Origin of the sequence: Actinocrinis sp., assembly GCF_035650855.1 — a bacterium.
Taxonomy (GTDB): Bacteria; Actinomycetota; Actinomycetes; order Streptomycetales; family Catenulisporaceae; genus Actinocrinis.
Map to the genome: position 1 here is coordinate 20,760 of NZ_DASRGV010000288.1, position 22,610 is coordinate 43,369.

Below are 22,610 nucleotides of genomic sequence, written 5' to 3' on the forward strand. Positions count from 1 at the left end.
ATGCTGACGGGAATCCTGGTCGGCGAGAGCGTGCGGACCGGCGCGGCGCTGGAAGGACTGGAGCTGCGGCTGTACCGGGTGACCGGCGTCGAGGTGCTCGACCCGGCGCCCGGTCAGCCGCCGCACTGGACGCTGCTGGAGTTCGGGGCCGAGGAGCAGCAGGCCCCGGACCTGGCCGCGGCGCTGGCGCAATGCCTCGAATCAGGCCCTTGGTATGCCAGCTTCACCGCCGGGGACGAGGTCTTCGTGGTCTTCGCCGACCGCGTCTTCCGCTACAACCGCGGCGACCGCTCCGGCCGTGCCCGCGCGGCCCAGTACGCGCGCACGGTGGGCGTTCCGGAGAAGCAGCTGGACTGGGCCGAGTGAAGCAAGTGAAGCGAACGAAGCGAGGAGCGGCATGCCCGCCAAGTCAGTAGCCGAGAAGCTGCTCGTCAAGCCGGAGACGACGCTCTGGCTCTCCCACGAGGACAGGCTCGCGCTCATCGCGCCGCTCCCGGACGGCGCGACGCTCGTCCCGGCACTGAGCGAGGCGACCGCAGCGATGCTCTTCGCCGACAGCGCGTCAGACCTGCGCCAGCTGCTCGGCAAGCACGCCGATGCGGAACTGGCGGCCCCGCCTGTGTTCTGGGTCGCGTATCCGAAGGCGAACAAGGCGGACATCAACCGCGACACGCTCTGGCCGATCCTCGCCGAGCGCGGCATGCGCCCCATCAGCCAGGTCGCCGTCGATGAGACCTGGTCCGCGCTGCGCTTCCGGATGCTGAAGCCGGGCGAGGAGTTCAAGCCGGGCGCTTGAGCACGGTCCGGCGGCACCGGCACTTCCACTCGCACCGGCACTTCCACTCGCACCGGCGCTGACCCTCCGGGCCGCTCCGCTCTCCCGAAAACCCGCGATGACATTCCTCGTCGCGCTGCTGGAACCACCCGTAGCGACGCTCGTCGTGTGGCCGACCACAGACGCTCGTGCTGCCTCGACGGTCTCGCGATAGCTTTGGCGACGGCGGATGAGGGTAGACCGGCCCGTGCGTGCACGGTTTTGGCTGTGAGGAAAACCAACGCCGCGTGTCCTGGTCTTGCCGCGACTGCCGTCGGCAAAGCTATCGCGAGACGCCCAGCGCTCAAGGGCGTCTGTGGCCGTGCGCTGCTCAAAACGAAACGCTAGTGGGCGGCCCGGCCGCGTCGCGGAGATGTCATCGCAGGGTTGCCTTGAGTGCCGACCACCCCGTCACCCTCGCGCCTCAAACTCGCCAACCTCGCTTGGCGCTAGCCACAAAGCTACGATCTGTTCGCGTGAACCTGATCGCCGACCTCGACCTCGACCTCGGCGCGGGCCTTCGACTGCGCACATTGACCCGCCGCGACGCCGAACTCGTGGTGCGCGCCACCAGCGCTGAAACAGGTCCGGCCCTGTGGTCACCGCACCCGGCCGGGCCCTACACGCTCAACGACGCGCAGGCCGCGTTGCGCGACTGGGATCCCGACGCCGAAGCGCAGACGTCCTACGGCATCCTCGACGACGGCGAACTGCTCGGCGCGCTCGGACTGATGCCCGATGGCCCGCGAAGCGCTGAACTGGCCTACTGGGTACGACCGCAAAGCCGCCGGCAGGGCCTGGCGCTGCGTGGGGTCCAAGAGATCACGCAGTGGGCGCACCGGGACGCGGGACTGACCCGCATTTGGTTGGAGATCAACCCCGACAACGTCGCCTCCCAGCGCCTGGCTGAGCGCGCCGGTTACCGGTACGAGCAGCGAATCGCGGACCACTGTCGAACGCGGACGTCACCTGAGCCCGAAGACGACACCTGGCACGACTGCCTGATCTGGGCACACGCCCATCCGACGTGACCATTGGCTAGTAGCGGAGCGGCCCGGAGGGTCAGCGCAGCGTTCAGCGCGCAGCGCGTGCGCGGCGGCGCCCTGGTTCGCGCAGCGGCCGAGCGCCAGCGAGGACGCGGAGCAGGGTGGGCGGGAGGGTGATCTTCCGCGCGGAGCGCGCCAGCCGCAGGCGTCATCAGGTGGAGCCGGGCCAGCCGCAGGCGTCATAAAGCGGAGCTGCTCAGCGCCAAGCCAGCAGGGGCGGACAGGACCGTTCCGGAGCTCAGGCCGACGCGCGGATGACCAGCTCGGTCGGGAGGATCACCGCGGCCGGTTCCTGGCCGTCGAGGCGGGCGAGCAGCAGGCGGACCATCTCCTGGGAGATCCGGCGGAACGGCTGGCGGACCGTGGTCAGCTGCGGGCGCGCGGTGAGGGCCGCCGGGGAGTCGTCGAAGCCGACGACGGCCACGTCTTCGGGCACTCGCTTGCCCGCCTCGGTGAGCGCGTCGATCGCGCCGACCGCCATCAGGTCCGACGCGACGAAGACCGCGTCGAGGTCGGGGTTCGCCTGCAGCAGCTTGATCATCGCCACCTCGCCGGACGCACGGGTGTAGTCGCCGTGCGCGACCAGCGAGTCGTCCGCGGGCAGGCCGGCCGTGCGCAGCGCGTCCTGGTAGCCCTTGAGGCGGTCACGGCCGCCGGGCGTGTCCATCGGGCCGGTCACGGTCGCGATCCGGCGCCTGCCCAGCTTGGCCAGGTGCGCGGTCGCCTGGCGCGCGCCCTCCGCCTCGTTCACCGCGACGTAGGCCAGGTCGTACTCGTGGCCGATCGGCAGGCCGCACGCGACCGCGGGGACGCCGAGGCCGGTCAGCCGGTCCACCACCGGGTTGCCCGCGTGCGTGGAGACCAGGAGCGCTCCGTCGATGTGGCCCGCCGCGATGAAGCGCACGACCCGCTCGCGGTCCTCCTCCGTGCCCGCGATGGAGAGCAGCAGGGGCATGTCGTGCTCGGCCAGGGCCTGCGTGCAGCCGCGCAGCAGGATCGGGAAGTTCGGGTCCTCGAAGAACTTCTCCTGCGGCTCGGAGAGGATGAACGCCACGGACCGCGAGCGCTGGGTGACCAGGGAGCGGGCGTGGTGGTTGACCACGTAGCCGGTCTGCTTGATCGCCTTGTTGACGGCGGCGAGAGCGGCCGGCGAGACGTTGACTCCGCCGTTGAGGACGCGCGAGACGGTGCCGCGCGAGACTCCGGCTTCGGCCGCGACGTCTTCGATGGTGGGCCGGGCACGCCGCGGCGGCGCTCCGTTGCCGACGCCGTTGCCGCTCACCGCACTCCCACCTGTTCCCGTTCGCAACCCGACTTGGTGCCAGCAGTCTGTCACTTGACCGACCCCGCTGACAGATCGACCCGCCAGAACCGCTGAAGCAGGAAGAACAGGATGACCAACGGCAGGATCGACAGCAGCGAGCCGGTGATCACGACCGTGTACAGCGCGGGCTGCTGGGTGCCCTGGCTCAGCAGCGTATAGAGGCCCACGGTGATCGGGAACTTGGTGTCGCTGCTGAGCATCAGCCACGGCAGCAGGAAGTTGTTCCAGATCGCGACGAACTGGAACAGGAAGATGGTGACCAGGCCGGGCGCCATCATCGGCACGCCGATGCGCAGGAACGTGCGCCACTCGCTGGATCCGTCCATCCGCGCCGCCTCGATGACCTCGTCGGGCACGGACGCGCCGGCGTAGATCCGGGCGAGGTAGATCCCGTACGGGGACACGATGGAGGGGATGAGCACCGACCAGTACGTGTCGGCCAGGTTGAGCTTGGCGACGAGCAGGTACTGCGGCACGGCGAGCACCACGGCCGGGACGAGCACACCGATCAGGATGAGGTTGAAGAGGGCTGATTTGCCGCGGAACTGGTACTTGGCGAAGGTGTAGCCGGTCAGCGCGGACAGCCCGGCGGACAGGATCGCGCCGCCGCCGGCGTAGATCGCCGTGTTCCACATCCAGCTCCAGAAGATGCCGCCGCGATAGGACGTCAGGGTACTGAGGTTGGAGAACAGGGCGGAGCCCGGCTTGAAGGCGGAGAGGTTGAAGAGCTCTGTGTTGTTCTTCGTCGAGGCGACGACGACCCAGGCGACCGGCAGGAGCGCGTAGAGCGCGCCGAGGAGCAGCACGGCGGTCGGGACCAGGGCGGTGCGGCGGGGGCGCCGGTCGCGGCGGGCGCCGTAGCCGCGCGGGGAGGCGGTGAGGGTGGTCACTTGGATTCGCCTCCGAAGGTGTGGCGGTTGGTCAGGCGCAGCACGGCGATCGAGACGGCGAACATCAGCACCGCGATGATGATCGACTCGGCCGACCCGGCGAACACGTCGTCGCCGGTGTACGTGTCGTGATACACCTTCATCAGCGGCGTCCAGGTCGCCGAGACCACGCCGTAGGAGACCTGTCGCAGGGTGTTGGGTTCGTTGAAGACCTGGAGCGTGGCGATCGTCGAGAAGATCGCGGTCATGATGAGCGAGGGCCGGATCATCGGCAGCTTGATGCGCAGCGCGATCTGCAGCTCGCTGGAGCCGTCGAGCCGCGCGGCCTCGTACACCTCCTGCGGCAGCGAGCGCAGCGAGGTGTAGAGCACCATCATGTTGAAGCCGGTGCCGCCCCAGATGCCGATGTTGGCGATGGACAGGTACACCGCGTGCGCGCCGAAGAAGTTGACGCTCGTCGTCCCGAAGACCGTGTGCATGACGGACGCGAACGGCGAGACAGAGGGCAGATACATCATGCCCCAGAGCATCGAGCCGATGATCGTGGGCACCGCGTAGGGCAGGAAGATCGCGATGCGGCCGAAACGCTGGAACCGGACCCGCTGGGCGTCGAGGATCAGCGCGAAAACCGTGGCCAGGCCGAGCATCAGCGGAATCAGGATGCAGCCGTAGAGCAGCGCGCGCAGGATGCTGTGCCAGAACTCTGAGTCGTGGAATACGGCCGTGTAGTTGCCGAAACCGGTGAACACCTGCTTGCGTGCGTTCCGGCCGAGGCCCAGGCCCTGGATCTGCGTCTTCTGGGTGGACAGGTACACCGTGTAGCCCAGTGGCACGAGGAACACCGCGGTGAACAGCACCATCGCCGGCACCAGGAAGGCGTACGGGGTGCGGCGCGGAGCCGGGTTCCAGCGCGCCCGGCGCGGCGCGCTGCCGGTCTCGCCGAGCGCGTCGACGACAGCGGTCGCCGTCATGTTGCTTCTCCTCGGATCTGGGTATACGGGCTTGAAACCGGGCCCTGCGACCGGTGCGGCGGATCGCAGGACCCGGTGGTAATTGACGAGCCGGTGGTAATGAGGAGCGGAAGCTCCCGTACGGTCAGCTGCCGCTGACGGTGAACCCGTTGCTCTTCATGTCCGCGACCACCTTCTGCTGCACGGTGGCAAGCGCCGCCAGGAAGTCGCCCTTGTTGGTCGCGGCCGCGCCGAACGCGTCGGAGAAGGCACTGTAGGCGACGTTCACGTCCGGCCCCCAGGTCGCGGTCGCAGCCTGCTGCGAGTACTGCTTCGCGAGCGTGTAGAAGTCGCTCTGGCCGCCGACGAAGGCCGGGACGGTGAGGGCGGAGCTGCCCTCCGCGGCGAGCGAGGCGGGATAGACGTTACCGTCGGAGACCAGCAGGTTGACGCCGTCGGTCTCGTGGTTGAGCCAGGTGATGAACTCGGCGGCCTGCTGCGGGTGCTTGGAGTCCGAGGTGACGGAGGTGGCCGAACCGCCCCAGTTCCCGGTCACCTGGTCGCCCGCGTTCCACTGCGGCAGCGGGGCCATCGCCCACTTGCCCGAGGTGTCCGCCGCCTCGGAGGCGAGCGTGCCCGGCGCCCACACGGCCGCGATCCACGACAGGTACGTGCCGTTGTCCAGCGCCTTGCTCCAGTCCGCGGTCCACGCGGTCTTGTTGTCGACCGCGCCCTCCTTGACCAGGCTGCCCCAGTAGGAGGCGACCTTCTGCGAGGCCGCCGAGTCGATGCCGACGCTCCACGCGTCGCCTGAGGCGGACCACCACTTGGCCCCGGCCTGCTGGGTCAGCCCGGAGAACAGGCCGCCGTCGGTGGTGGCGGTGTCGCCGATGTAAACGTTCGGGTGTGCCCTGTGCACCTGCTCCGCCTCGGTCTGGTACTGGGCCCAGGTGGTCGGCGGCGTCAGTCCGTACTGCTTGAACAGGTCGGTGCGGTAGAAGAACGCGAGCGGAGCAGCGTCCTGCGGTACCCCGTAGACGGAGCTGGTACCGAGCGTGACCTGGTTCCACAGGCCGGACGGGTAGTCGCTCTTGATGTTGTTCACGTACTGCGAGATGTCGGCCAGGTAGTTGTTGGACACCAGGGTCGGCAGCGACTGGTACTCGACCTGCGCGAGGTCCGGCATCGTGTGCGCCTTGCCCGACGTGAGCAGCTTCGTAAGCTCCGGGTCGCCGCCGGCCGCCTTGGTGAAGGTGACCTGGATGTTGGGATGCGTCTTGTTCCAGGCGGCCACGATCTTGTCCATGTTCGGCACCCAGGACCAGAAGGTCAGGTTCACCTTCTGATTCGAGTCGGTGGAGGCCGTGGCGGATGGGTTGCCTGACGACGAGCAGCCTGCCGCGAGGGCGACCGCGGCGACGGCGCACGCAGCCGAGGTGGCGGCGCGGGAGAGCTTCATTGCCACTCCAGGGAGGGGATGAGGGTGGGCGGTGGATGAGCCGGGCGGTGAGCGGTAACTTTCCCGTTACGGCGTTGTGAACGCTCCCAGATTCATGACAGGATCTTCTCCTGTCAAGAGGTCGCCCGGGGCTAGAACAGAGCGAGACTCGTCCGTTACCGTTCCGTGAGCGCTCCCAACCGAGTGCGTCGTATGGGTAGAAGCAAGAGGTATTCGATGACTCTCCAGGTCGAGCAGGCGGCTGCGGCGGGGCCGGCTGCGGGTGCCGCGACGGGCAGCGCGGCCGCACAGTCTCCGGCTGCGCGATGGCCGCGACTCGACGCGCTCGCCTACGGAGCGGACTACAACCCCGAGCAGTGGCCGGAGGAGGTGTGGGCCGAGGACGTCGCGCTGATGCGCGAGGCCGGGGTCAACCTGATCAGCCTCGGCATCTTCTCCTGGGCGCTGCTGGAGCCCGAGCCGGGCAGGTTCGAGTTCGGCTGGCTGGACCGGGTGATCGGGCTGCTGCACGAGGCCGGGATCGCCGTGGACCTGGCGACGCCGACGGCCTCGACACCGGCCTGGTTCCTCGCGCAGTATCCGCACGTACGGCCGGTGACGTCCGAGGGCGTCGTGCTCGGCGGCTCAGCCCGACAGACCTACTGCCCGCACGCACCCGAGTACCGCGCGGCCAGCCGGCAGATCGCTGAGCAGCTTGCGGCGCGGTACGCCGCCCATCCCGCGGTAGTCATGTGGCACGTGCACAACGAGTACGGCTCACCCACCGCCGAGTGCTACTGCGCGGTCTCCGCGGCTGCCTTCCGGGAGTGGCTGCGGGCTCGCTACGGCAGCCTTGACGCGCTCAACGCCGCGTGGACCACCTCGTTCTGGGGCCAGCAGTACTCGGCCTGGGAGCAGATCGACGCGCCGCGCCGCGCGCCGATGGCCGATGTGAATCCCACGCACCGGCTCGACTTCCAGCGCTTCACCTCCGAGTCGCTGCTGGAGCTGTACACGGCCGAACGCGATGTCATCAGGACCCGTACGACGGCCGCCGGGCGGCCCGAGGTGCCGATCACGACGAACCTCCAGCTGATCAACTGCAAGTCGCTGGATTTCTGGGCCTGGTCGGCGCAGACCGACGTCGCGGCGAACGACCACTACCTGTCCGCGGAACGTCCGGACAACCACATCGAGCTGGCCCTGTGCGCGGACTTCACCCGCTCGGTCGGCGGCGGCGGTCCCTGGCTGCTGATGGAGCACTCGACCAGCGCGGTCAGCTGGCAGCCGCGCAACCTGGCCAAGCGGCCCGGCGAGATGCGGCGCAACTCGCTGGCGCACGTGGCGCGCGGAGCGGACGGGGCGCTGTTCTTCCAGTGGCGGGCCTCGCGCGGCGGCGGGGAGAAGTTCCACTCGGCGATGGTTCCGCACGGCGGGACCGGCTCGCGGATCTGGCGGGAGGTGGTCGGCCTGGGCACGGATCTGGCTGCGCTGCGCCCGGTCCAGGGCTCCACGACGGTGGCCGAGGCCGCGCTGCTGTGGGACTGGGAGTCGTGGTGGGCGCTCGGGCACACCTTCCGGCCGTCGGTCGATCTGGACTTCAAGGAGCGGCAGATCGCCTACTACGAGGCGCTGTGGCGTGCGCACGTCAGCGCCGACTTCGCGCACCCGAGCGCCGACCTGTCGCGGTACCGGATGGTGGTTGTGCCGCAGATGTACCTGTGCCGCGAGGAGTGGGCCGAGAACCTGCGGCAGTACGTGCGCGGCGGCGGGACGCTGGTCGTTTCCTACTTCTCCGGGATCGTGGACGAGGACGACTCGGTGTACCTCGGCGGCTATCCGGGAGCGTTGCGCGACCTGCTCGGCGTGCTGGTCGAGGAATTCCTGCCGCTGCGGGCGGACTGGACGGTCCGGCTGGCGGGACGGCTGGAGGAGCCGTACCCGGGCATGGCGACGGTCTGGGCTGAGGACATCGAGCTGCGCGGGGCCGAGGCGGTGCTCACATACGCGGACGGCCCGGCGGAAGGCAAGCCTGCGGTAACGCGGCACGGCTTCGGGAACGGGCACGCCTGGTACGTCTCAACGCGGCCGGACGCGGAGACGCTGCGCGAGATCCTGCGGCTTGCGGCGGCTGACGCCGGCGTCACCTTCGATACCGAGACACCCGACACGCTGGAACTGGTCCGCCGTAAGGCATCCGATGAGACGTCATATCTCTTCGCGATCAATCACGGGCAGCAAGAGGCTGCAGTAGCTGCTTCAGGCGTCGACATGCTGACTGGTGAGGCGTTCATCGGATCTGTCCACATACCGGCTGGCAGCGTGCGCGTCGTTCGGGAAGCGTGATACGAACGGCGCGGAAGATCGGGTGAAAGCGGAAGATCGGTTAAGGAGATCGGGATGGCTGGCACGGGTGGGGTGGCAGCGGGGTACGGCACAGCGCGGACGGCTTGGCCGCGGCTCGACGGCATCGCGTACGGCGGGGACTACAACCCGGAGCAGTGGCCCGAGGAGGTGTGGGCCGAGGACGTCACGCTGATGCGCGAGGCCGGGGTGAACCTGGTCAGCCTCGGCATCTTCTCCTGGGTCAAGCTCGAACCCGAGCCGGGCAGGTTCGAGTTCGGCTGGCTGGACCGGATCATCGACCTGCTGCACGAGGGCGGCATCGCGATCGACCTGGCCACGCCGACCGCCGCTCCCCCGGCCTGGTTCCTCAAGGCGCACCCGGACATCCGGCCGGTGACCCGTGACGGCAAGGTGCTCGGCGGTGCGTCGCGGCAGACGTACTGCCCGCACGCGCCCGAGTACATTGCCGCGTGCAATCGGATCGCTGAGCAGCTCGCCGCGCGGTACGCCGACCACCCTGCGGTCGTGCTGTGGCACATCCACAACGAGTACGGCTGTCACGTGTCCGAGTGCTACTGCCCGGCTTCCGTTGCCGCGTTCCAGGAGTGGATACAGACGAAGTACCGCACGCTGGACGCGCTCAACGCGGCGTGGGGTACCGCATTCTGGGGCCAGACCTACACCGCCTGGGACGAGATCGACGCGCCGCGCGACGCTCCCGCCGATGCGAACAACGCGCAGCGACTCGACTTCGCGCGCTTCAGCTCGGCCTCGATGCTCGAACTGTTCAAAGCACAGCGCGACATCGTGAAGGCGCACAACCCGGCCGTGCCGGTGACCACGAACTTCATGGCGGTGATGAACAAGCCGATGGACCTATGGTCGTGGGCGCGCGAGATGGACCTGGTCTCGGACGACCACTACACCACCGCCGGCTCGCCGGTGCGGCACATCGAGCTGTCGATGGCCGCCGACCTGTGCCGGTCGCTGGCCGGCGGCGCGCCGTGGCTGCTGATGGAGCACTCGACCGGCGCGGTGAACTGGCAGCCGCGCAACGTCGCCAAGCTGCCCGGCGAGATGATCCGCAACTCGCTGGCCCACCTGGCGCGCGGCGCGGACGGCATCCTGTTCTTCCAGTGGCGGGCCTCGCGGGCGGGCACCGAGAAGTACCACTCGGCGATGGTTCCGCACGCCGGCACCGACTCGCGGATCTGGCGTGACGTGGTCGAGCTCGGCAGGCGGCTGCGGGAGCTGGGCGAGGTGCGCGGCTCGCGGATCGAGGCGGACACCGCGATCCTGTTTGACTGGGAGTCGTGGTGGGCGCTGGAGCTGGACTCGCGGCCCTCGGTGGACGTGCGGTTCCTCGACTTGCAGTTCGCCTACTACGAGCAGCTGTGGCGGGCGCACGTGACCGCCGACTTCGCGCATCAGAGCATGGACCTGTCGCGCTACCGGCTGGTCGTGGTGCCGCAGTCCTACCTCCTGCGTGCCGAGGAAGCGGCGAACCTGCGGCGCTACGTGGAGGGCGGCGGCACGCTGGTCGTCTCGTTCTTCTCCGGGATCGTGGACGAGAACGACGCGGTGTACCTCGGCGGCTACCCGGGCGCGCTTCGGGAGGTGCTCGGCGTGCGCGTGGACGAGTTCCTGCCGCTGGCAGCGGGACAGTCGGTGTCGGTGCGAGCCGCAGGCGACGGCGGTGGAAGCGGCGATGGCGAAACCGAGCCGACGGGGACCGGGACCGGCACCGTGTGGAGCGAGCCGGTCGAACTGCGCGGGGCCGAGGCGGTGCTCACGTACGCGGACGGCCCGGCAGCCGGGCACCCGGCGGTGACGCGGCATCATTTCGGCGAGGGGCACGCCTGGTACGTCTCCACGCGGCTTGACCCGGCGACGCTGCGGGAAGTCCTGCGGCGCGCCGCGGCAGACGCCGGCGTCGCGTTCGACACGGAAACGCCGGACACGCTCGAAACAGTGCGGCGGATCGGCGCGGACGGCTCGGTGTATCCGTTTGTGCTGGATCACTCAGAAATGTAACAACCGGAGTGTATGAAACCAGTGTCCGTTTCCGGCGGACACACAACACGCCCGGGCGCGCTGCGCACTGCGAACGCCGGCGCGCCGGGCGGCCGGCTAGGCGATGAGGAGGTGGCGGATGTGCTCGGAGGCTTCGGCGCGGGCTGTTTCAGGCAGGCCGGCATCGGTCACCCACGTGTCCACCGCGGCGAGCGGGGCGAAAGTGGCCAGCCCGGCCAGCCCCCACTTGCTGTGATCGGCGACCGCCACCACCCGGCGCGCGGCCGCGATCAGCGCCCGGTTGGTCTCCGCCTCGGCCAGGTTCGGCGTGGAGAGGCCGGCGCCGATCGAGATGCCGTGGCAGCCCACGAAGGCCAGGTCGAAGTTCAGCGAGCGGATCGCCTGGTCGGCGACCGGGCCGACCAGCGCGTCCGACGGGGTGCGCATGCCGCCGGTGAGCACGACGGTCGCGCCGTGCCTGGCGCCCGGCGGGCGCAGCCGCTGCGCGAACAGCTCGGCGATGCGCATGGAGTTGGTGACCACGGTCAGGTCGGAGACGTCGGTGAGCCTGCGGGCCAGGGCGAAGGTTGTGGTCCCGGCCGACAGCGCCACCGCGCCGCCGCGCGGGACGAGGGCGGCGGCGGCCTCGGCGATCGCCTCCTTGGCCGCGGTCTCCAGGGTGCGCTTGGCCTCGAAGCCCGGCTCGTGCGCGCTGGACTCGCCGAGCGCGACCGCGCCGCCGTGCACCTTCTCCAACAGCCCGTCGCGGGCCAGCGCGTCGAGGTCGCGGCGGACCGTCATGTCGGAGACGCCGAAGCGCAGCACCAGGTCGGTCACGCGCACGCCGCCGCGGGCGCGCACCTCGGCCGCGATCGCGGCGCGGCGCTGTTCCGCCAGCAGCCCGCGGCCGTCGTCGGTCTCGACCTGCGCCATCGCTGCTCCTTATCGCCTTCGCGACCCCCCGCGTTCCGGCTCGTTCGCGGTGCGGCTGCGGCCCAATTCTCGTCCGGGACGACCTGCTGTGTCGAACGTTCGAAGCCATGCTAGCCCTTGTGAGTTAACGTTCAACCGTGTTTGAATATGTTCGATGAAGGAGCTACCGGTGAAGAAGACAGTCACGCAGCTGGCGGACGGCCGTGAGCTGATCTATTACGACGCCGGCGACGCCGAGACGCGGGCCGCGTTCGCCGATCAGCGGCCGCTTGAGCCCGTCGACACGACCAGCGAAACCCGCTTCGACCCGGTGCAGGGCGAGTGGGTCGCGGTGGCCGCGCACCGCCAGGGCCGGCCTTACCTTCCGCCGACCAACAGCTGCCCGCTGTGCCCCTCCACCGCCGAGTGGCAAAGCGAGATCCCGGCCCCGGACTACGAGGTCGTGGTCTTCGAGAACCGGTTCCCGTCGCTGAGCGGGATCCCGGCGGCCGAGGACACCCTGGTCGGCCCGCTGCCGCATCGCGCGCACCTGGGCGGCGGGCGGTGCGAAGTGGTCTGCTTCACCTCGGACCACAACGCGACCTTCGCAGCGCTCGACGAAGCGCGGGTGATGCTGGTGCTGGAGGCGTGGACCGACCGCACCGCCGAGCTCTCCGCGTTGCCGGGCACCCGCCAGGTGTACTGCTTCGAGAACCGGGGCAACGAGATCGGCGTCACGCTGACTCATCCGCACGGACAGATCTACGCCTTCCCGTATCTGCCCCCGAAGACCGCGCGCGCCGTCGAGAGCGCCGCCGCGCACCGGGAGCGCACGGGCCGCAATCTCTTCGACGACGTGCTGGCGGCGGAGCGGGCCGGCAGCCGGGTGGTGCTGGCGAATGAGGAGTGGACGGCGTTCGTGCCGTTCGCCGCGCGCTGGCCGTACGAGGTGCACCTGTACCCGAACCGCCGGGTCGGCGACTTCACCAAGCTGGACGACGCGCAGCGCGCGACCTTCCCGGCCGTGTACTTGGAGCTCTTGGGACGTTTTGATCGGCTGTTCACCGGACGCTCAGCGCCGACCCCGTACATTGCGGCGTGGCACCAGGCTCCGGTCGCCCCGACCGGGACCCGGCCCGAGCTGGCCCTGCACCTTGAGCTGTTCACCGTGCTGCGCACCGCGGACAAGCTCAAGTACCTGGCCGGCACGGAATCGGGGATGGGCGCCTTCATGAACGACGTGTCGCCCGAGCGGGCGGCCGCGAGACTGCGAGAGGTTGCGGGATGACTCTGACACCCGATCCGGCTGACGGCGCGCGGGTTCTGGTGACGGGTGGCGCCGGCTACATCGGCTCGGTGGTGGCCGCGCGGCTGCTGGAGTCCGGGTACCGCGTGACAGTGCTCGACGATCTGTCCACCGGGCACCGGGTCGGCGTACCGCAGGGCGCGGAGTTCGTCGAGGGCCGCATCCACGACACCGCGGCGAAGGTACTCGACCCCTCATTCGCCGCGGTGCTGCATTTCGCGGCGTTCTCACAGGTCGGCGAGTCGGTCGCGAAGCCGGAGAAGTACTGGGCGAACAACGTGGTCGGCACGCATCTGCTGCTGGACGCGATGCGCGAGTCCGGGGTGCGCAAGCTGGTGTTCTCCTCGACCGCAGCGGTGTACGGCGAGCCGGAGTCGGTGCCGATTCCGGAGACCGCGCGCACAGCGCCGACCAGCCCGTACGGCGCGACGAAACTGGCCGTGGACCACATGATCTCGGCCGAGTCGGTAGCGCACGGCCTGGCCGCGGTGTCGCTGCGGTACTTCAACGTCGCAGGGTCCTACAACGGCTACGGCGAGCGGCACGATCCCGAATCGCACCTGATTCCGCTGGTTCTGAAGGCGGCGCTCGGCGAGCGGCCCGCGATCACCGTGTTCGGCACCGACTATCCGACCCCTGACGGCACGTGCATCCGCGACTACATCCACGTCGCGGACCTCGCCGACGCGCACCTGCTCGCGCTGCACCGCGCCCGCGAGGGCGAGCACCTGATCTGCAACCTCGGCAACGGCCGCGGGTTCACGGTGCGCGAGGTGATCGACGCCGCGCGCCGGGTGACCGGCCGGGACATCCCGCAGGTGGAGGCCGAACGCCGGGCCGGAGACCCGGCCACGCTGGTGGCCGGCGCGCAGCGCGCGGAGACCGAGCTGGGCTGGCGCCCGCGGCACGTGGACCTCGACTCGATGGTCGCCGACGCCTGGAGCTTCGCCCAGGCCGAGCGCGCGTAGCCGAGCCGCGTCGCTCCGGCTCCGGCTCCGGCTCCGGCTCCGGCTCCGGCTCCGGCTCCGACCGCAGCCACAGCCGGCCGCAGCCGCAAGTTCAGCCCCGTCAGACCTCTTCTTTCCTCCCGCCCGTTCAGCCCTTGGGAAGCAGGCAGCCATGAACGTCGTCGACCCGATCGCCGCCGAGGCGACCAAGCTGTTCGAGTCCGTATACGGCGGCCGGCCCGAGGGTCTGTGGGCCGCGCCGGGCCGGGTGAACGTCATCGGCGAGCACACCGACTACAACGAGGGCTTCGTGCTGCCGATGGCGATCGACCGCTACACGGTGGTCGCGGCGGCGAAGCGCACGGACGGGCGGCTGCGCGTGGTCTCCTCGGCGGGCGACCAGCGGGTGATCGAGGTGGCGCTGGACGACCTCACCCCGGGCTTCCCGCAGGGCTGGACCGAGTACCCGGCGGGCGTGGCCTGGGCGCTGCGCGGAGCCGGGATCCTGCAGGAGGGCTTCACCGGCGCGGACCTGGCCTTCGTCTCGACCGTCCCGGTCGGCGCGGGCCTGTCCTCCTCGGCGGCGCTGGAGTGCTCGACCGGCCTGGCCCTGGCCGGGCTGGCCGGGGCGGAGGCGCAGCTGAGCACGGCCGACCTCGCCCGCCTGTCGCAGTACGCTGAGAACAATTACGCGAACGTGCCCTGCGGGCCGCTCGACCAGCTCGCCTCGGCGTTCGGCGAGGACGGCAGGGTGCTGTTCATCGACACCCGCTCATTCGAGATCGCCCCGCACCCCTTCGACCTGGCCGCGGCGGGCCTCACGTTGATGGTGTTCGACACGAAGGTCAGCCACGACCACGGCGAGTCCGGCTACCCGGCACGCCGCGCGAGCTGCGAGAAGGCGGCGGCGGTGCTCGGCGTGCGGGCGCTGCGCGACTTGACCGCGGCCGACCTGGAACGAGCGGAACGCGAGCTCGACGAGGTCACCGCACGCCGGGTGCGGCACGTGGTGACGGAGGACGAGCGGGTCGAGCAGTTCGTCAGCCTGCTGACGGAAGGACCGCTCGAGGGCGAGCGCCTACGCGCGGCAGGCGACCTGATGACCGCGTCGCACGCGTCCCTGCGCGACGACTTCGAGGTCTCCTGCGAGGAACTGGACGTGGTCGTCGAGGCAGCCCTGGCGGCAGGTGCGCACGGCGCGCGCATGACCGGCGGCGGGTTCGGCGGCAGCGCCATCGCACTCGTCGACGTGGGTGACGCCGAGCGCGTGGCCGAGAGTGTGCTTGCGGCGCTTCCCCAGGCCGAGATCTTCCGCGCGATCCCGGCCCGCGGAGCGCACCGCGTGGCCTAGGCGGTCCTAAGGTTGTCCGGCTGAGCGGGACACAGCGTTCTGCGATAAATAAGCTCAGGTCGCAGGCCGGCTTTTGGCAGCGTCAGAGGCTGTGCGCCCGGAAGCGGATGCGGGTGCCCGGCGGGGCTTGGGCCGCGGGGCCGAGTGCGTCCGGCGGCACGACGGCGATCACCGGGTAGCCGCCGGTCGGCGGGTGATCGGCCAGGAAGATGATCGGGCGGCCGTCGGCGGGAACCTGGATCGCGCCGAGGATCGTGCCCTCGCTCGGGATCGTGTCGGGTCCGGTGCGCGCGAGGGACGGACCGTCGAGGCGCAGGGCGATCCGGTTCGACGTGGGCGAGACCGTGTACTCGTGCGTCGCGAGTGCACGCCATGCGGTTTCCGGGAAGGCGTCGGGGCGCGGGCCGCGGGCGATCGGGAGTTCGATGGCTGATCCGGCTGCGGCCGGCGCGGTGACGGTGACCGGGTACGTATCAGCGGGCTGCGGCGGCCTGGAGACAACGCCGAGCGGGAGCAGGTCGCCGTCGCGGAGCCGGGGGTCGCGCGGCTGTTCGGCTCCTAGTGCTCCGCTGCCGAGCCCGGAGAGCAGGTCCGTGGACCGGCTTCCCAGAGCCGGTGGGACGGCCACTCCCCCGGCGATCGCCACGTAGTTCCGGACGCCTCGGCTGGCCATGCCGACGTCAAGGGTCTGTCCTGCGCGCAGTTCGACCGGTGCGGCCCACGGCGCGGGCCGGCCGTCCACGCGCACCGGAGCGACCGCGCCGCACACCGCGACGACGATTGGGGCGAGGGCGCGCAGTGTCAGGCCGCTGAGTGTCGTCTCCAGCGTCGCGGCATTTGGATCGTTTCCGACGAGGCGGTTCGCCAACCGATGTGCGGCCTGGTCCAGCGCGCCGCTGCGCGGGACGCCCAGGTGTGCGTATCCGGGACGGCCGAGGTCTTGGATCGTGGTCAGCGCGCCGGCGCGGAGGATTTGGATGGCGGGGTCGACTTCTGGTGCGGCGGGTGGAGGTGACACAGTTGCGGACGCGGGCGTTGGGACGGGCGCGGCCGGAGCGGGGATGAAGCGGACGTTGCTGCCCGGGACGAGCAGCGCGGGCTCGTCGCGTTCCAGGTCCCACAGCTGTGCGTCCGTCGCGCCGATCAGGTTCCAGCCTCCAGGCGAACCGGTCGGGTAGATCCCGGTGTACGGGCCGGCGACAGCCACGTAACCCGGGGACACGCTCGGGCGCGGCGTCGGTCGGCGCGGCAGGTGGTAACGCTCGGGAAGCCCGGTCAGGTATGCGAAGCCCGGCGCGAATCCGCAGAAGGCGACGCGGTATTCGTGCGCTGAGTGAATCGCCGCCACCTCGTCGCTGCTTACGCCCCAGGCGTCGGCGACCTCGTCGAGGTCGGGGCCGTCGTAATGCACCGCGAGTTGGACCGTGCGGCCCGGTTCGGTGCGCGCGGGCGGCAGCGTCCAGGTCGCGAGGTCGGCGGCGAGGTCGGCCGGATCGTCGAGGCCGTCGATCAGGACCGTGCGCTCGGCGGGCACCAGATCCAGCACCGGCGGCAGCGCGCCCCGCTCGGCACGGCGCAACAGTTCGGCGTGCAGGGCGGCGACCTCGTCCAGGTCCGCGCATTCGACGAGCAGGGCGTGCGAGCCGTATCGCAACGGAATCATGGCGCCGGCCCGGCTAGACGAACGGTCGGATGTTGACACCCGCGGCGAGCAGCGCCTCTCGCACGCGTACCGCGAGCTCTACGGCCCCCGGCGTGTCGCCGTGCAGGCACAGTGATTCGGCCGCGACCGGCACACGCTCACCGCTGGCCGCGAACACGGAGCCCTCGGTCACCATCATCACCGAGCGCTTGATCACCTGCTCCGGGTCGCTGATGACCGCTCCCGGCTCGGTGCGCGGCACGAGCGTCCCGTCCGGCCGGTACGCGCGGTCCGCGAACGCCTCGGTGACGACCGGCAGACGCGCGGCACTGGCGGAGCGGTGCACCGCCGAGCCGGGCAGGCCGAGCACCGGCAGCTCGCCGCCGGCCAGCAGGATGCCATCGACGACCGCGTCGGCCTGCCCCTCGTCCCACACGATCCGGTTGTACAGCGCGCCGTGCGGTTTGACGTACGCCAGGTCGGTGCCCGCGGCCTGCGCGAAGACCCGCAGCGCGCCGATTTGGTAGGCGACCTCGTCGGCCAGTTCCCGCGACGGGACGTCCATCGGCCGTCGGCCGAAGCCGGGCAGGTCGTGGTAGGAGACCTGCGCACCGATCCGCACCCCGCGCGCGGCGGCCAGCGCGCAGACTTTGCGCATCGTGGACGGGTCCCCGGCGTGAAAGCCGCAGGCGACGTTCGCGCTGGTCACCATCGTGAGCAGCGCCTCGTCGTCGGTGAGCTGCCGCCCGCCGAGCCCCTCGCCGAGATCGGCGTTCAGGTCGATCGAGCGGGGGTCCGCGGGCCGGGGCTCGCCTGGCGGTGTGCCGTACGCCATGACCGCACTGTATCCGCCGGTGCGGCGCGAAACGAGGAGGTCAGGCCCGGCCGAGGTCGACGGGTTCGGCGGGCAGGCGCCCGGCGAGCAGCTCCGGCAGGACGCGCACCAGGCCGGGCGGGTGGATGATCGCGTCGGTGGCGGCCAGCTCCCCGGCCGACCACCAGCGGTGCTCGGCGATGAGGCCGCGCTCGATCTCCTGCCAACCGGAGGGGTTGAGGACGAAGCCCTCGGCGCGCAGGAAGTAGTAGTGGTTCTCGAACCAGCGCTCCCGGCCGGCGAACCGGGCCACGCCCCGGTTGCCGCCGACGATCCGATCGAACCGCTCCGCGGGCACGCGCAGCCCGGTCTCCTCGAACAGCTCACGCGCGGCGGTTTGCGGCAGCGACTCCCCGTCGTCGACCCCGCCGCCGGGGGTGCCCCACCAGACGCCGCCCGGCGTCAGCGAGTCCGGGTCGACGAACCGGAACAGCAGGATCCGGTCCGCGTCGTCCGCCAGAACGATGCGCGCGGTGCGCCGCACCGGAAGGCCGGGCGCCGGACCTGCCTCGATTTCCCCTCGTGTCCCGTCCGCCACGCTCCGATCATATCCCGGTCAAAGGCGTGACAAATCCTCCGTTTCGGGGCTTCCCGCGGCGCGCCGCTGCCGCAAGCATGTCAGAAGGCGCCGAAGGGCGTATGAGACCACTGCCAAAGTACCTGCGAGGAAGGCTGAACCTGTGGCCGACACCGGCATCCGCACCGACAACCCGCCGCCCGATCTGCCGCCCGACTTCAAGGACGACCCGTCGATCGACCCGTATCCGCACTACGAGCGGCTGCGCGGCCGCTGCCCGGTGGCGCAGCTCGACCAGGTCTGCGGGATGCGGCCCTTCGTCGTCACCACGTACCCGGAGGCCCGGGCCGCGCTGGCCGATCCGCGACTGTCGAAGGACCCTGAGGTGGGCAGGCAGGCGTTGGTCGAGGCGGGGTTCGAGCACCTGTACTTCGGCGAGCGGGCCAGCCTTTCGCACCACATGCTCTCCGCCGACCCGCCGGACCACACCCGGCTGCGCAAGGTGGTCGCCGCGCAGTTCACCCCGCGCCGGGTCGCCGAGCTCGCGCCGCGCGTGCAGCAGATCGCGGACGAGCTGATCGACGACTTCGCCGGCGCAGGGCACGCCCCGACGGAACAGGACGAACGAATAGCGCAGACCGGGCAGGCCGAGCTGATGGCCGCGTTCGCCAACCAGCTGCCCTCCCTCGTGATCGCCGAGCTGCTGGGCGTGCCCGCGGACGATCGCCAGCGGTTCCGGGCCTGGTCGCAGGATTTCCTGCGCCCGACCTACGATCCGCGCCAGGCTGAGGCCGCCGAGGCGCTGACCGACTACCTGGCGGCCCAGATCGAGCGCAAGCGCGCGCAGCCAGGCGCGGACCTGCTCAGCGACCTGCTGAGCAGCGAGGACCAGGAGCGGCTCGACCCGCAGGAGGTGCTCAGCACCGCGGTCCTGCTGCTGCTCGCCGGGCACGAGACCACGGTCAACCTGATCGGCAACGGTCTGCTGGCCCTTCTGACCCATCCTGACCAGTATGCGGCGCTGTGCGGACGGCCCGAGCTGGTCCCCGACGCGGTGGAGGAGTTCCTGCGCTACGACGGCCCGGTCGAGCGCGCGACGCTGCGTTTCGCGGCCGAGAAGCTGGAGATCGCGGGCACGGTCATTCCCGAGGGCAGCGCCGTGTACGTGGCGCTGAACTCGGCCAACCGCGACCACGCCGTCTATCCGGAGCCCGATCGGCTGGACGTGACCCGCACCCCGCGCGGCCACCTCGCGTTTGGACACGGGATCCACTTCTGCCTGGGCGCGCCGCTGGCCAGGCTCGAGGGGCGCATCGCGTTCGAGACGCTGCTGCGCAGGCTGCCTGAACTGCGGCTCGCGGTTCCCGTCGAGCAGTTGGAATACCGGGCGAGCACCATCATGCGCGGCCTTGAGGCGCTGCCGGTGCGGTTCACGGTCCGAAAGTCCCCTGTCCACGCGAACGACTGATCCCAGCGCGATGTAGATGCGACACTGGGGGGCATGGCGTTTCCGAACACCACGACGCTGGTGACGTTTCCCAGCGGCACCACGGAGGGCAGCTCGACTATCGTCGCCGCAGTGCCCTTACCCGGTGGCGTCATCGGCGTCGTGACGGACACCACTCCCTTCCACCCGCTCGACCACAGCTGGCCGGACCAGCCGGGCGACACCGGCACGATGGAGTTCGTCGACGCGACGGACTTCGGCGGCACGCGCTGCCCGGTGGTGGACTGCGCGACCGGCGCCGTCGGTCCGGACGGCGAGTTCGCCCTCGGCGAGCAGATCCCGGTGCGGCGCGGGCATCCGCAGTGGGCCTGGCTGGCGGTGCACCTGGTGGAGTTCGCCTGCGCGCCCGCGGAGCCCGAGGCGCTGCTCGGCCGCGCGGTCGTACTGCGCGCCGACCCGGCCCGCCGCACCGCCCTGTCCGCCGCGCACACCGGCTGCCACCTGCTCGCCTTCGCGCTCAACGCGGCGCTGGCCGACCGCTGGCGCAAGGAGGCGCGGCTGGACGCGCTCGGCTCGCCGGACTTCGACGCGCTCGCGATGGAGAGCTCGCGGATGGACGAGCACGCCAGCACGGACCGGTACCGGATCGGCAAATCGCTGCGCAAGAAGGGCTTCGACCCCGAGGGCCTGGCCGACGCGCTCGGCGAGATCACGGCGCGGGTGAACGCGCGGCTGGCCGAGTGGATCGCTGCTGACGCGCCGGTCCGCGTCGAGGCGCCGGGGCCCGAGCTGACCGCGCGCCGGCGCTGGATCTGCGCGTTGCCCGAGGGCGCCGCGTCGATCGACTGCGGCGGCACCCACCTGGCCCGGCTCGGCGAGCTCGCCTCGCTGACCACCAGCCTTTCGCTGAACGAGGACGGCACCGAGCTGGTCGCGGTGACTGTGCCCAAACGGATCTGACGGAATCTCCGAGCCCTGAGTGAAACCGCGCACGGCCGGGAAGATGTGACCGGGAAGCGCGGCGGACGGCGTGATCCGCACGGCCCGCGCGCCCGCCGGCCGCCCGGTCGCCGACTCGAATCAACTGTCGAACTCGCGGCCGCGGAGCCCTTCATCAGCGTCCGAATACAGCGAGATAAGGTCACGTACCCTGTCGCGATCCGAATGCGGCTGCTACGGTCCACTACCGTGGCGGCGACCACAGTGACTCACATGCGCGCGGCGCGGACCTTCAACGCGGAGGACCGGGCCAGGTTCGACGCGTTTTTCGACGCGCACCACCGCGACCTTGCCCGCCTGGCGTTCCTGCTGTCCGGTGACCCGGACGCGGCCGAGGACCTGACCGCGGAGGCCTTCACCCAGGCGTGGAAGCGCTGGGACCAGGTGACCCGCTCGGACGTGCCGCTGGCCTACGTGCGGCGGATCGTGGTGAACCTGGCGGCCAGCCGGGTTCGGCGGCTGGTGCGCGAGCGGCGCGGCTGGCGGCTGCTCGGCGCGGCGTGGACGGACCGGATGGACGGGCCCGACCTGGCCGCGAGCGCGGACGTACGCGAGGCGCTGCGGCGGCTTCCGGTGCGTAAGCGGGCCTGCGTCGTGCTGCGGCACTACTACGGACTGAGCGAGCAGGAGACCGCTACGACGCTGGGCATTTCCGTCGGCACGGTCAAGAGCCAGACCTCGCGCGGCGTGGCCGAGCTGGCCACCCTGCTGGGCGCGCGCCCGAGCGGGCAAGCCGCCGGGGACGGGGCGGCGCGGCGATGATGCATCCAGTGCGAGGAAAGGCGCGTAAGGACGACGCAGGCAGCGGAACGGGGTACGACGGCGCGGGCGTCACGCACGCGACCGATACGCACGGCGGCGAGTGGCTCACCGAGGTCCTGGACACCGAGTACGCCCGCTACGAGCCGGACACCGACCGCATCCGCACGCTGCTCGACGAGCGGCTGGTGGACGGCGGCGGGGCACGTGGTGCCGGTCGGGTGCGCATCCCGGTGCTGGGACTGCGGCTGGCAGGCATTCCCGCAGGTATCGCGGCTGCAGCCGTATGCGCGACGGTCGCCGTCGCGGTGACGGCGACGGTCACGAACAACCAGCCGAACACTCCCCCGAGGGCCGCGACAAACAACGGCGGCCTTCCTGCGGCCAGCGGGCTGCCGTCCGGCGCAGGCGGCCCGTCGCAGGCGGGCTCACCTGCCCCCGGAACGCATAGCTCGGTCACCGGTCAAGGCGCTCAGACGGCCACGAAGCCCGCCAGCCCGACCGGGAGCCCGTCGGCGTCCGCATCGGCGTCGCACCAGGCTGCAGGGGGTTCCGTGGTCAGCGCGACGAGTGCGGTCGCCCCGAGCAGCAACGCGCAGTGGACCGAGGAGGACGTGTACGTCACGCTCCCGGACCCGGTCACCGCGCTCCAGGTGATCATCCGGGCGACGCCGAATGCGGGCTACTCGCAGGAACGCGACTACTCGACCCACGATCTGTCCGTGTTCGACGTGTCGGTGAACTCGGACGCGAGCGGGCTGATTTACACGTTCACGCTCAAACCGGGCCAGACCGTCCAGCCCGGCACCTTCACCTTCGCGGCTCAGTATTCGCACAGTAGCCCGCACGACACGAGCGGTGACACGTATTCCCTGAGCGCGACGACCGATCCGGCGCACGGCTCGACCTCAGGGTCGGCCCAGGGCGGCTTCTGAGCCGCGCGCCGAGCGATCGGCGCCCGGCCGGCATGTAACTTTCACGGCCGGGGCAAGAGTCAGAACTCTGTAATATCTGCCCGAACATATCAGAGTCCTG

Annotated in this window: 20 protein-coding genes; 12 read left to right on the forward strand and 8 right to left on the reverse strand. The window is 70.6% G+C overall.

Going from position 1 to position 22,610, the window contains the following annotated elements; all coding sequences use genetic code 11:
* The 3 genes from VFB40_RS20505 (at position 1) to VFB40_RS20515 (ending at position 1,845) form a co-directional block, all read left to right on the forward strand.
* Positions 1-366, forward strand: coding sequence for a hypothetical protein (locus VFB40_RS20505; protein WP_324853090.1), 366 nt, complete (start codon positions 1-3; stop codon positions 364-366).
* A gap of 31 nt (positions 367-397) precedes the next feature.
* Positions 398-796, forward strand: a complete 399-nt coding sequence (locus VFB40_RS20510) for a hypothetical protein (protein ID WP_324853092.1) — start codon at positions 398-400, stop codon at positions 794-796.
* Between the two features lie 494 nt (positions 797-1,290).
* Positions 1,291-1,845 (forward strand): GNAT family N-acetyltransferase, encoded by a 555-nt coding sequence (locus VFB40_RS20515; RefSeq protein WP_324853094.1) that lies wholly within the window; start codon positions 1,291-1,293, stop codon positions 1,843-1,845.
* Between the two features lie 253 nt (positions 1,846-2,098).
* Here VFB40_RS20515 and VFB40_RS20520 read toward each other — a convergent pair whose 3' ends face one another.
* From VFB40_RS20520 to VFB40_RS20535, 4 genes are all read right to left on the reverse strand, one after another.
* Positions 2,099-3,142 carry a LacI family DNA-binding transcriptional regulator gene (locus VFB40_RS20520; RefSeq protein ID WP_324853095.1) on the reverse strand — a complete coding sequence of 348 codons (1,044 nt, stop codon included), beginning with the start codon at positions 3,140-3,142 and terminating at the stop codon, positions 2,099-2,101.
* Between the two features lie 50 nt (positions 3,143-3,192).
* Positions 3,193-4,074: a carbohydrate ABC transporter permease gene (locus VFB40_RS20525; RefSeq protein ID WP_324853097.1), complete on the reverse strand. Its 882-nt coding sequence runs from the start codon at positions 4,072-4,074 to the stop codon at positions 3,193-3,195.
* On the reverse strand, positions 4,071-5,045 hold the full coding sequence (locus VFB40_RS20530) for a carbohydrate ABC transporter permease (protein WP_324853099.1): 975 nt from the start codon (positions 5,043-5,045) through the stop codon (positions 4,071-4,073). The genes VFB40_RS20525 and VFB40_RS20530 overlap by 4 nt, the downstream gene beginning before the upstream one ends.
* Before the next feature lie 124 nt (positions 5,046-5,169).
* Positions 5,170-6,483: an ABC transporter substrate-binding protein gene (locus VFB40_RS20535; protein ID WP_324853101.1), complete on the reverse strand. Its 1,314-nt coding sequence runs from the start codon at positions 6,481-6,483 to the stop codon at positions 5,170-5,172.
* A gap of 216 nt (positions 6,484-6,699) precedes the next feature.
* Here VFB40_RS20535 and VFB40_RS20540 point away from each other — a divergent pair, with 216 nt between their 5' ends.
* Together VFB40_RS20540 and VFB40_RS20545 are read left to right on the forward strand one after the other, a co-directional pair.
* Positions 6,700-8,808, forward strand: a complete 2,109-nt coding sequence (locus VFB40_RS20540; RefSeq protein ID WP_324853103.1) for a beta-galactosidase — start codon at positions 6,700-6,702, stop codon at positions 8,806-8,808.
* Positions 8,809-8,862: 54 nt separating this feature from the next.
* A complete protein-coding gene (locus tag VFB40_RS20545) occupies positions 8,863-10,842 on the forward strand; it encodes a beta-galactosidase (RefSeq protein ID WP_324853105.1) in 1,980 nt (659 codons plus the stop codon).
* Between the two features lie 96 nt (positions 10,843-10,938).
* On the opposite strand, the gene VFB40_RS20550 is transcribed toward VFB40_RS20545, so the two are convergent.
* Entirely contained in the window at positions 10,939-11,754 is an 816-nt protein-coding gene (locus VFB40_RS20550) for a DeoR/GlpR family DNA-binding transcription regulator (protein ID WP_324853107.1), read from the reverse strand.
* Positions 11,755-11,923: 169 nt separating this feature from the next.
* On the opposite strand from VFB40_RS20550, the gene galT reads away from it, so the two are divergent.
* The 3 genes from galT to galK all read left to right on the forward strand — a co-directional run bounded on the left by galT (position 11,924) and on the right by galK (position 15,337).
* Positions 11,924-13,021 (forward strand): galactose-1-phosphate uridylyltransferase, encoded by a 1,098-nt coding sequence (galT, locus tag VFB40_RS20555; protein WP_324853109.1) that lies wholly within the window; start codon positions 11,924-11,926, stop codon positions 13,019-13,021.
* A complete protein-coding gene (gene galE / locus VFB40_RS20560; RefSeq protein WP_324853111.1) occupies positions 13,018-14,007 on the forward strand; it encodes a UDP-glucose 4-epimerase GalE in 990 nt (329 codons plus the stop codon). Before galT ends, galE begins: the two co-directional genes overlap by 4 nt.
* Positions 14,008-14,158: 151 nt before the next feature.
* Positions 14,159-15,337 (forward strand): galactokinase, encoded by a 1,179-nt coding sequence (gene galK / locus VFB40_RS20565; protein ID WP_324853113.1) that lies wholly within the window; start codon positions 14,159-14,161, stop codon positions 15,335-15,337.
* 82 nt (positions 15,338-15,419) lie between these two features.
* Here galK and VFB40_RS20570 read toward each other — a convergent pair whose 3' ends face one another.
* From VFB40_RS20570 to VFB40_RS20580, 3 genes are read right to left on the reverse strand one after another with little or no spacing between them, the layout of a single operon-like run.
* Complete coding sequence (locus VFB40_RS20570) at positions 15,420-17,000, reverse strand: 5-oxoprolinase subunit B/C family protein (protein ID WP_324853115.1); 1,581 nt, start codon at positions 16,998-17,000, stop codon at positions 15,420-15,422.
* Positions 17,001-17,013: 13 nt separating this feature from the next.
* Positions 17,014-17,814 (reverse strand): LamB/YcsF family protein, encoded by an 801-nt coding sequence (locus VFB40_RS20575; protein WP_324853117.1) that lies wholly within the window; start codon positions 17,812-17,814, stop codon positions 17,014-17,016.
* Positions 17,815-17,854: 40 nt separating this feature from the next.
* Positions 17,855-18,391 carry an NUDIX hydrolase gene (locus VFB40_RS20580; protein ID WP_324853119.1) on the reverse strand — a complete coding sequence of 179 codons (537 nt, stop codon included), beginning with the start codon at positions 18,389-18,391 and terminating at the stop codon, positions 17,855-17,857.
* Between the two features lie 142 nt (positions 18,392-18,533).
* Here VFB40_RS20580 and VFB40_RS20585 point away from each other — a divergent pair, with 142 nt between their 5' ends.
* From VFB40_RS20585 to VFB40_RS20600, 4 genes are all read left to right on the forward strand, one after another.
* A complete protein-coding gene (locus VFB40_RS20585) occupies positions 18,534-19,838 on the forward strand; it encodes a cytochrome P450 family protein (protein WP_324853121.1) in 1,305 nt (434 codons plus the stop codon).
* A 33-nt stretch (positions 19,839-19,871) separates the two neighbouring features.
* Positions 19,872-20,777: an alanyl-tRNA editing protein gene (locus VFB40_RS20590; RefSeq protein ID WP_324853124.1), complete on the forward strand. Its 906-nt coding sequence runs from the start codon at positions 19,872-19,874 to the stop codon at positions 20,775-20,777.
* Positions 20,778-21,005: 228 nt separating this feature from the next.
* A complete protein-coding gene (locus VFB40_RS20595; protein ID WP_324853126.1) occupies positions 21,006-21,578 on the forward strand; it encodes a SigE family RNA polymerase sigma factor in 573 nt (190 codons plus the stop codon).
* Positions 21,575-22,510, forward strand: a complete 936-nt coding sequence (locus VFB40_RS20600) for a hypothetical protein (RefSeq protein WP_324853128.1) — start codon at positions 21,575-21,577, stop codon at positions 22,508-22,510. The genes VFB40_RS20595 and VFB40_RS20600 overlap by 4 nt, the downstream gene beginning before the upstream one ends.
* Positions 22,511-22,610 lie beyond the last annotated feature (100 nt).

What these genes read in the sequence shown, in the direction of transcription:
- VFB40_RS20505 (WP_324853090.1), top strand. Translation starts at nt 1, where the DNA reads ATGCTGACGGGAATCCTGGTCGGCGAGAGCGTGCGGACCGGCGCGGCG.
- VFB40_RS20510 (WP_324853092.1), top strand. Translation starts at nt 398, where the DNA reads ATGCCCGCCAAGTCAGTAGCCGAGAAGCTGCTCGTCAAGCCGGAGACG.
- VFB40_RS20530 (WP_324853099.1), bottom strand. Translation starts at nt 5,045, where the DNA reads ATGACGGCGACCGCTGTCGTCGACGCGCTCGGCGAGACCGGCAGCGCG.
- VFB40_RS20535 (WP_324853101.1), bottom strand. Translation starts at nt 6,483, where the DNA reads ATGAAGCTCTCCCGCGCCGCCACCTCGGCTGCGTGCGCCGTCGCCGCG.
- VFB40_RS20540 (WP_324853103.1), top strand. Translation starts at nt 6,700, where the DNA reads ATGACTCTCCAGGTCGAGCAGGCGGCTGCGGCGGGGCCGGCTGCGGGT.
- VFB40_RS20545 (WP_324853105.1), top strand. Translation starts at nt 8,863, where the DNA reads ATGGCTGGCACGGGTGGGGTGGCAGCGGGGTACGGCACAGCGCGGACG.
- VFB40_RS20550 (WP_324853107.1), bottom strand. Translation starts at nt 11,754, where the DNA reads ATGGCGCAGGTCGAGACCGACGACGGCCGCGGGCTGCTGGCGGAACAG.
- galE (WP_324853111.1), top strand. Translation starts at nt 13,018, where the DNA reads ATGACTCTGACACCCGATCCGGCTGACGGCGCGCGGGTTCTGGTGACG.
- galK (WP_324853113.1), top strand. Translation starts at nt 14,159, where the DNA reads ATGAACGTCGTCGACCCGATCGCCGCCGAGGCGACCAAGCTGTTCGAG.
- VFB40_RS20570 (WP_324853115.1), bottom strand. Translation starts at nt 17,000, where the DNA reads ATGATTCCGTTGCGATACGGCTCGCACGCCCTGCTCGTCGAATGCGCG.
- VFB40_RS20575 (WP_324853117.1), bottom strand. Translation starts at nt 17,814, where the DNA reads ATGGCGTACGGCACACCGCCAGGCGAGCCCCGGCCCGCGGACCCCCGC.
- VFB40_RS20590 (WP_324853124.1), top strand. Translation starts at nt 19,872, where the DNA reads ATGGCGTTTCCGAACACCACGACGCTGGTGACGTTTCCCAGCGGCACC.
- VFB40_RS20600 (WP_324853128.1), top strand. Translation starts at nt 21,575, where the DNA reads ATGATGCATCCAGTGCGAGGAAAGGCGCGTAAGGACGACGCAGGCAGC.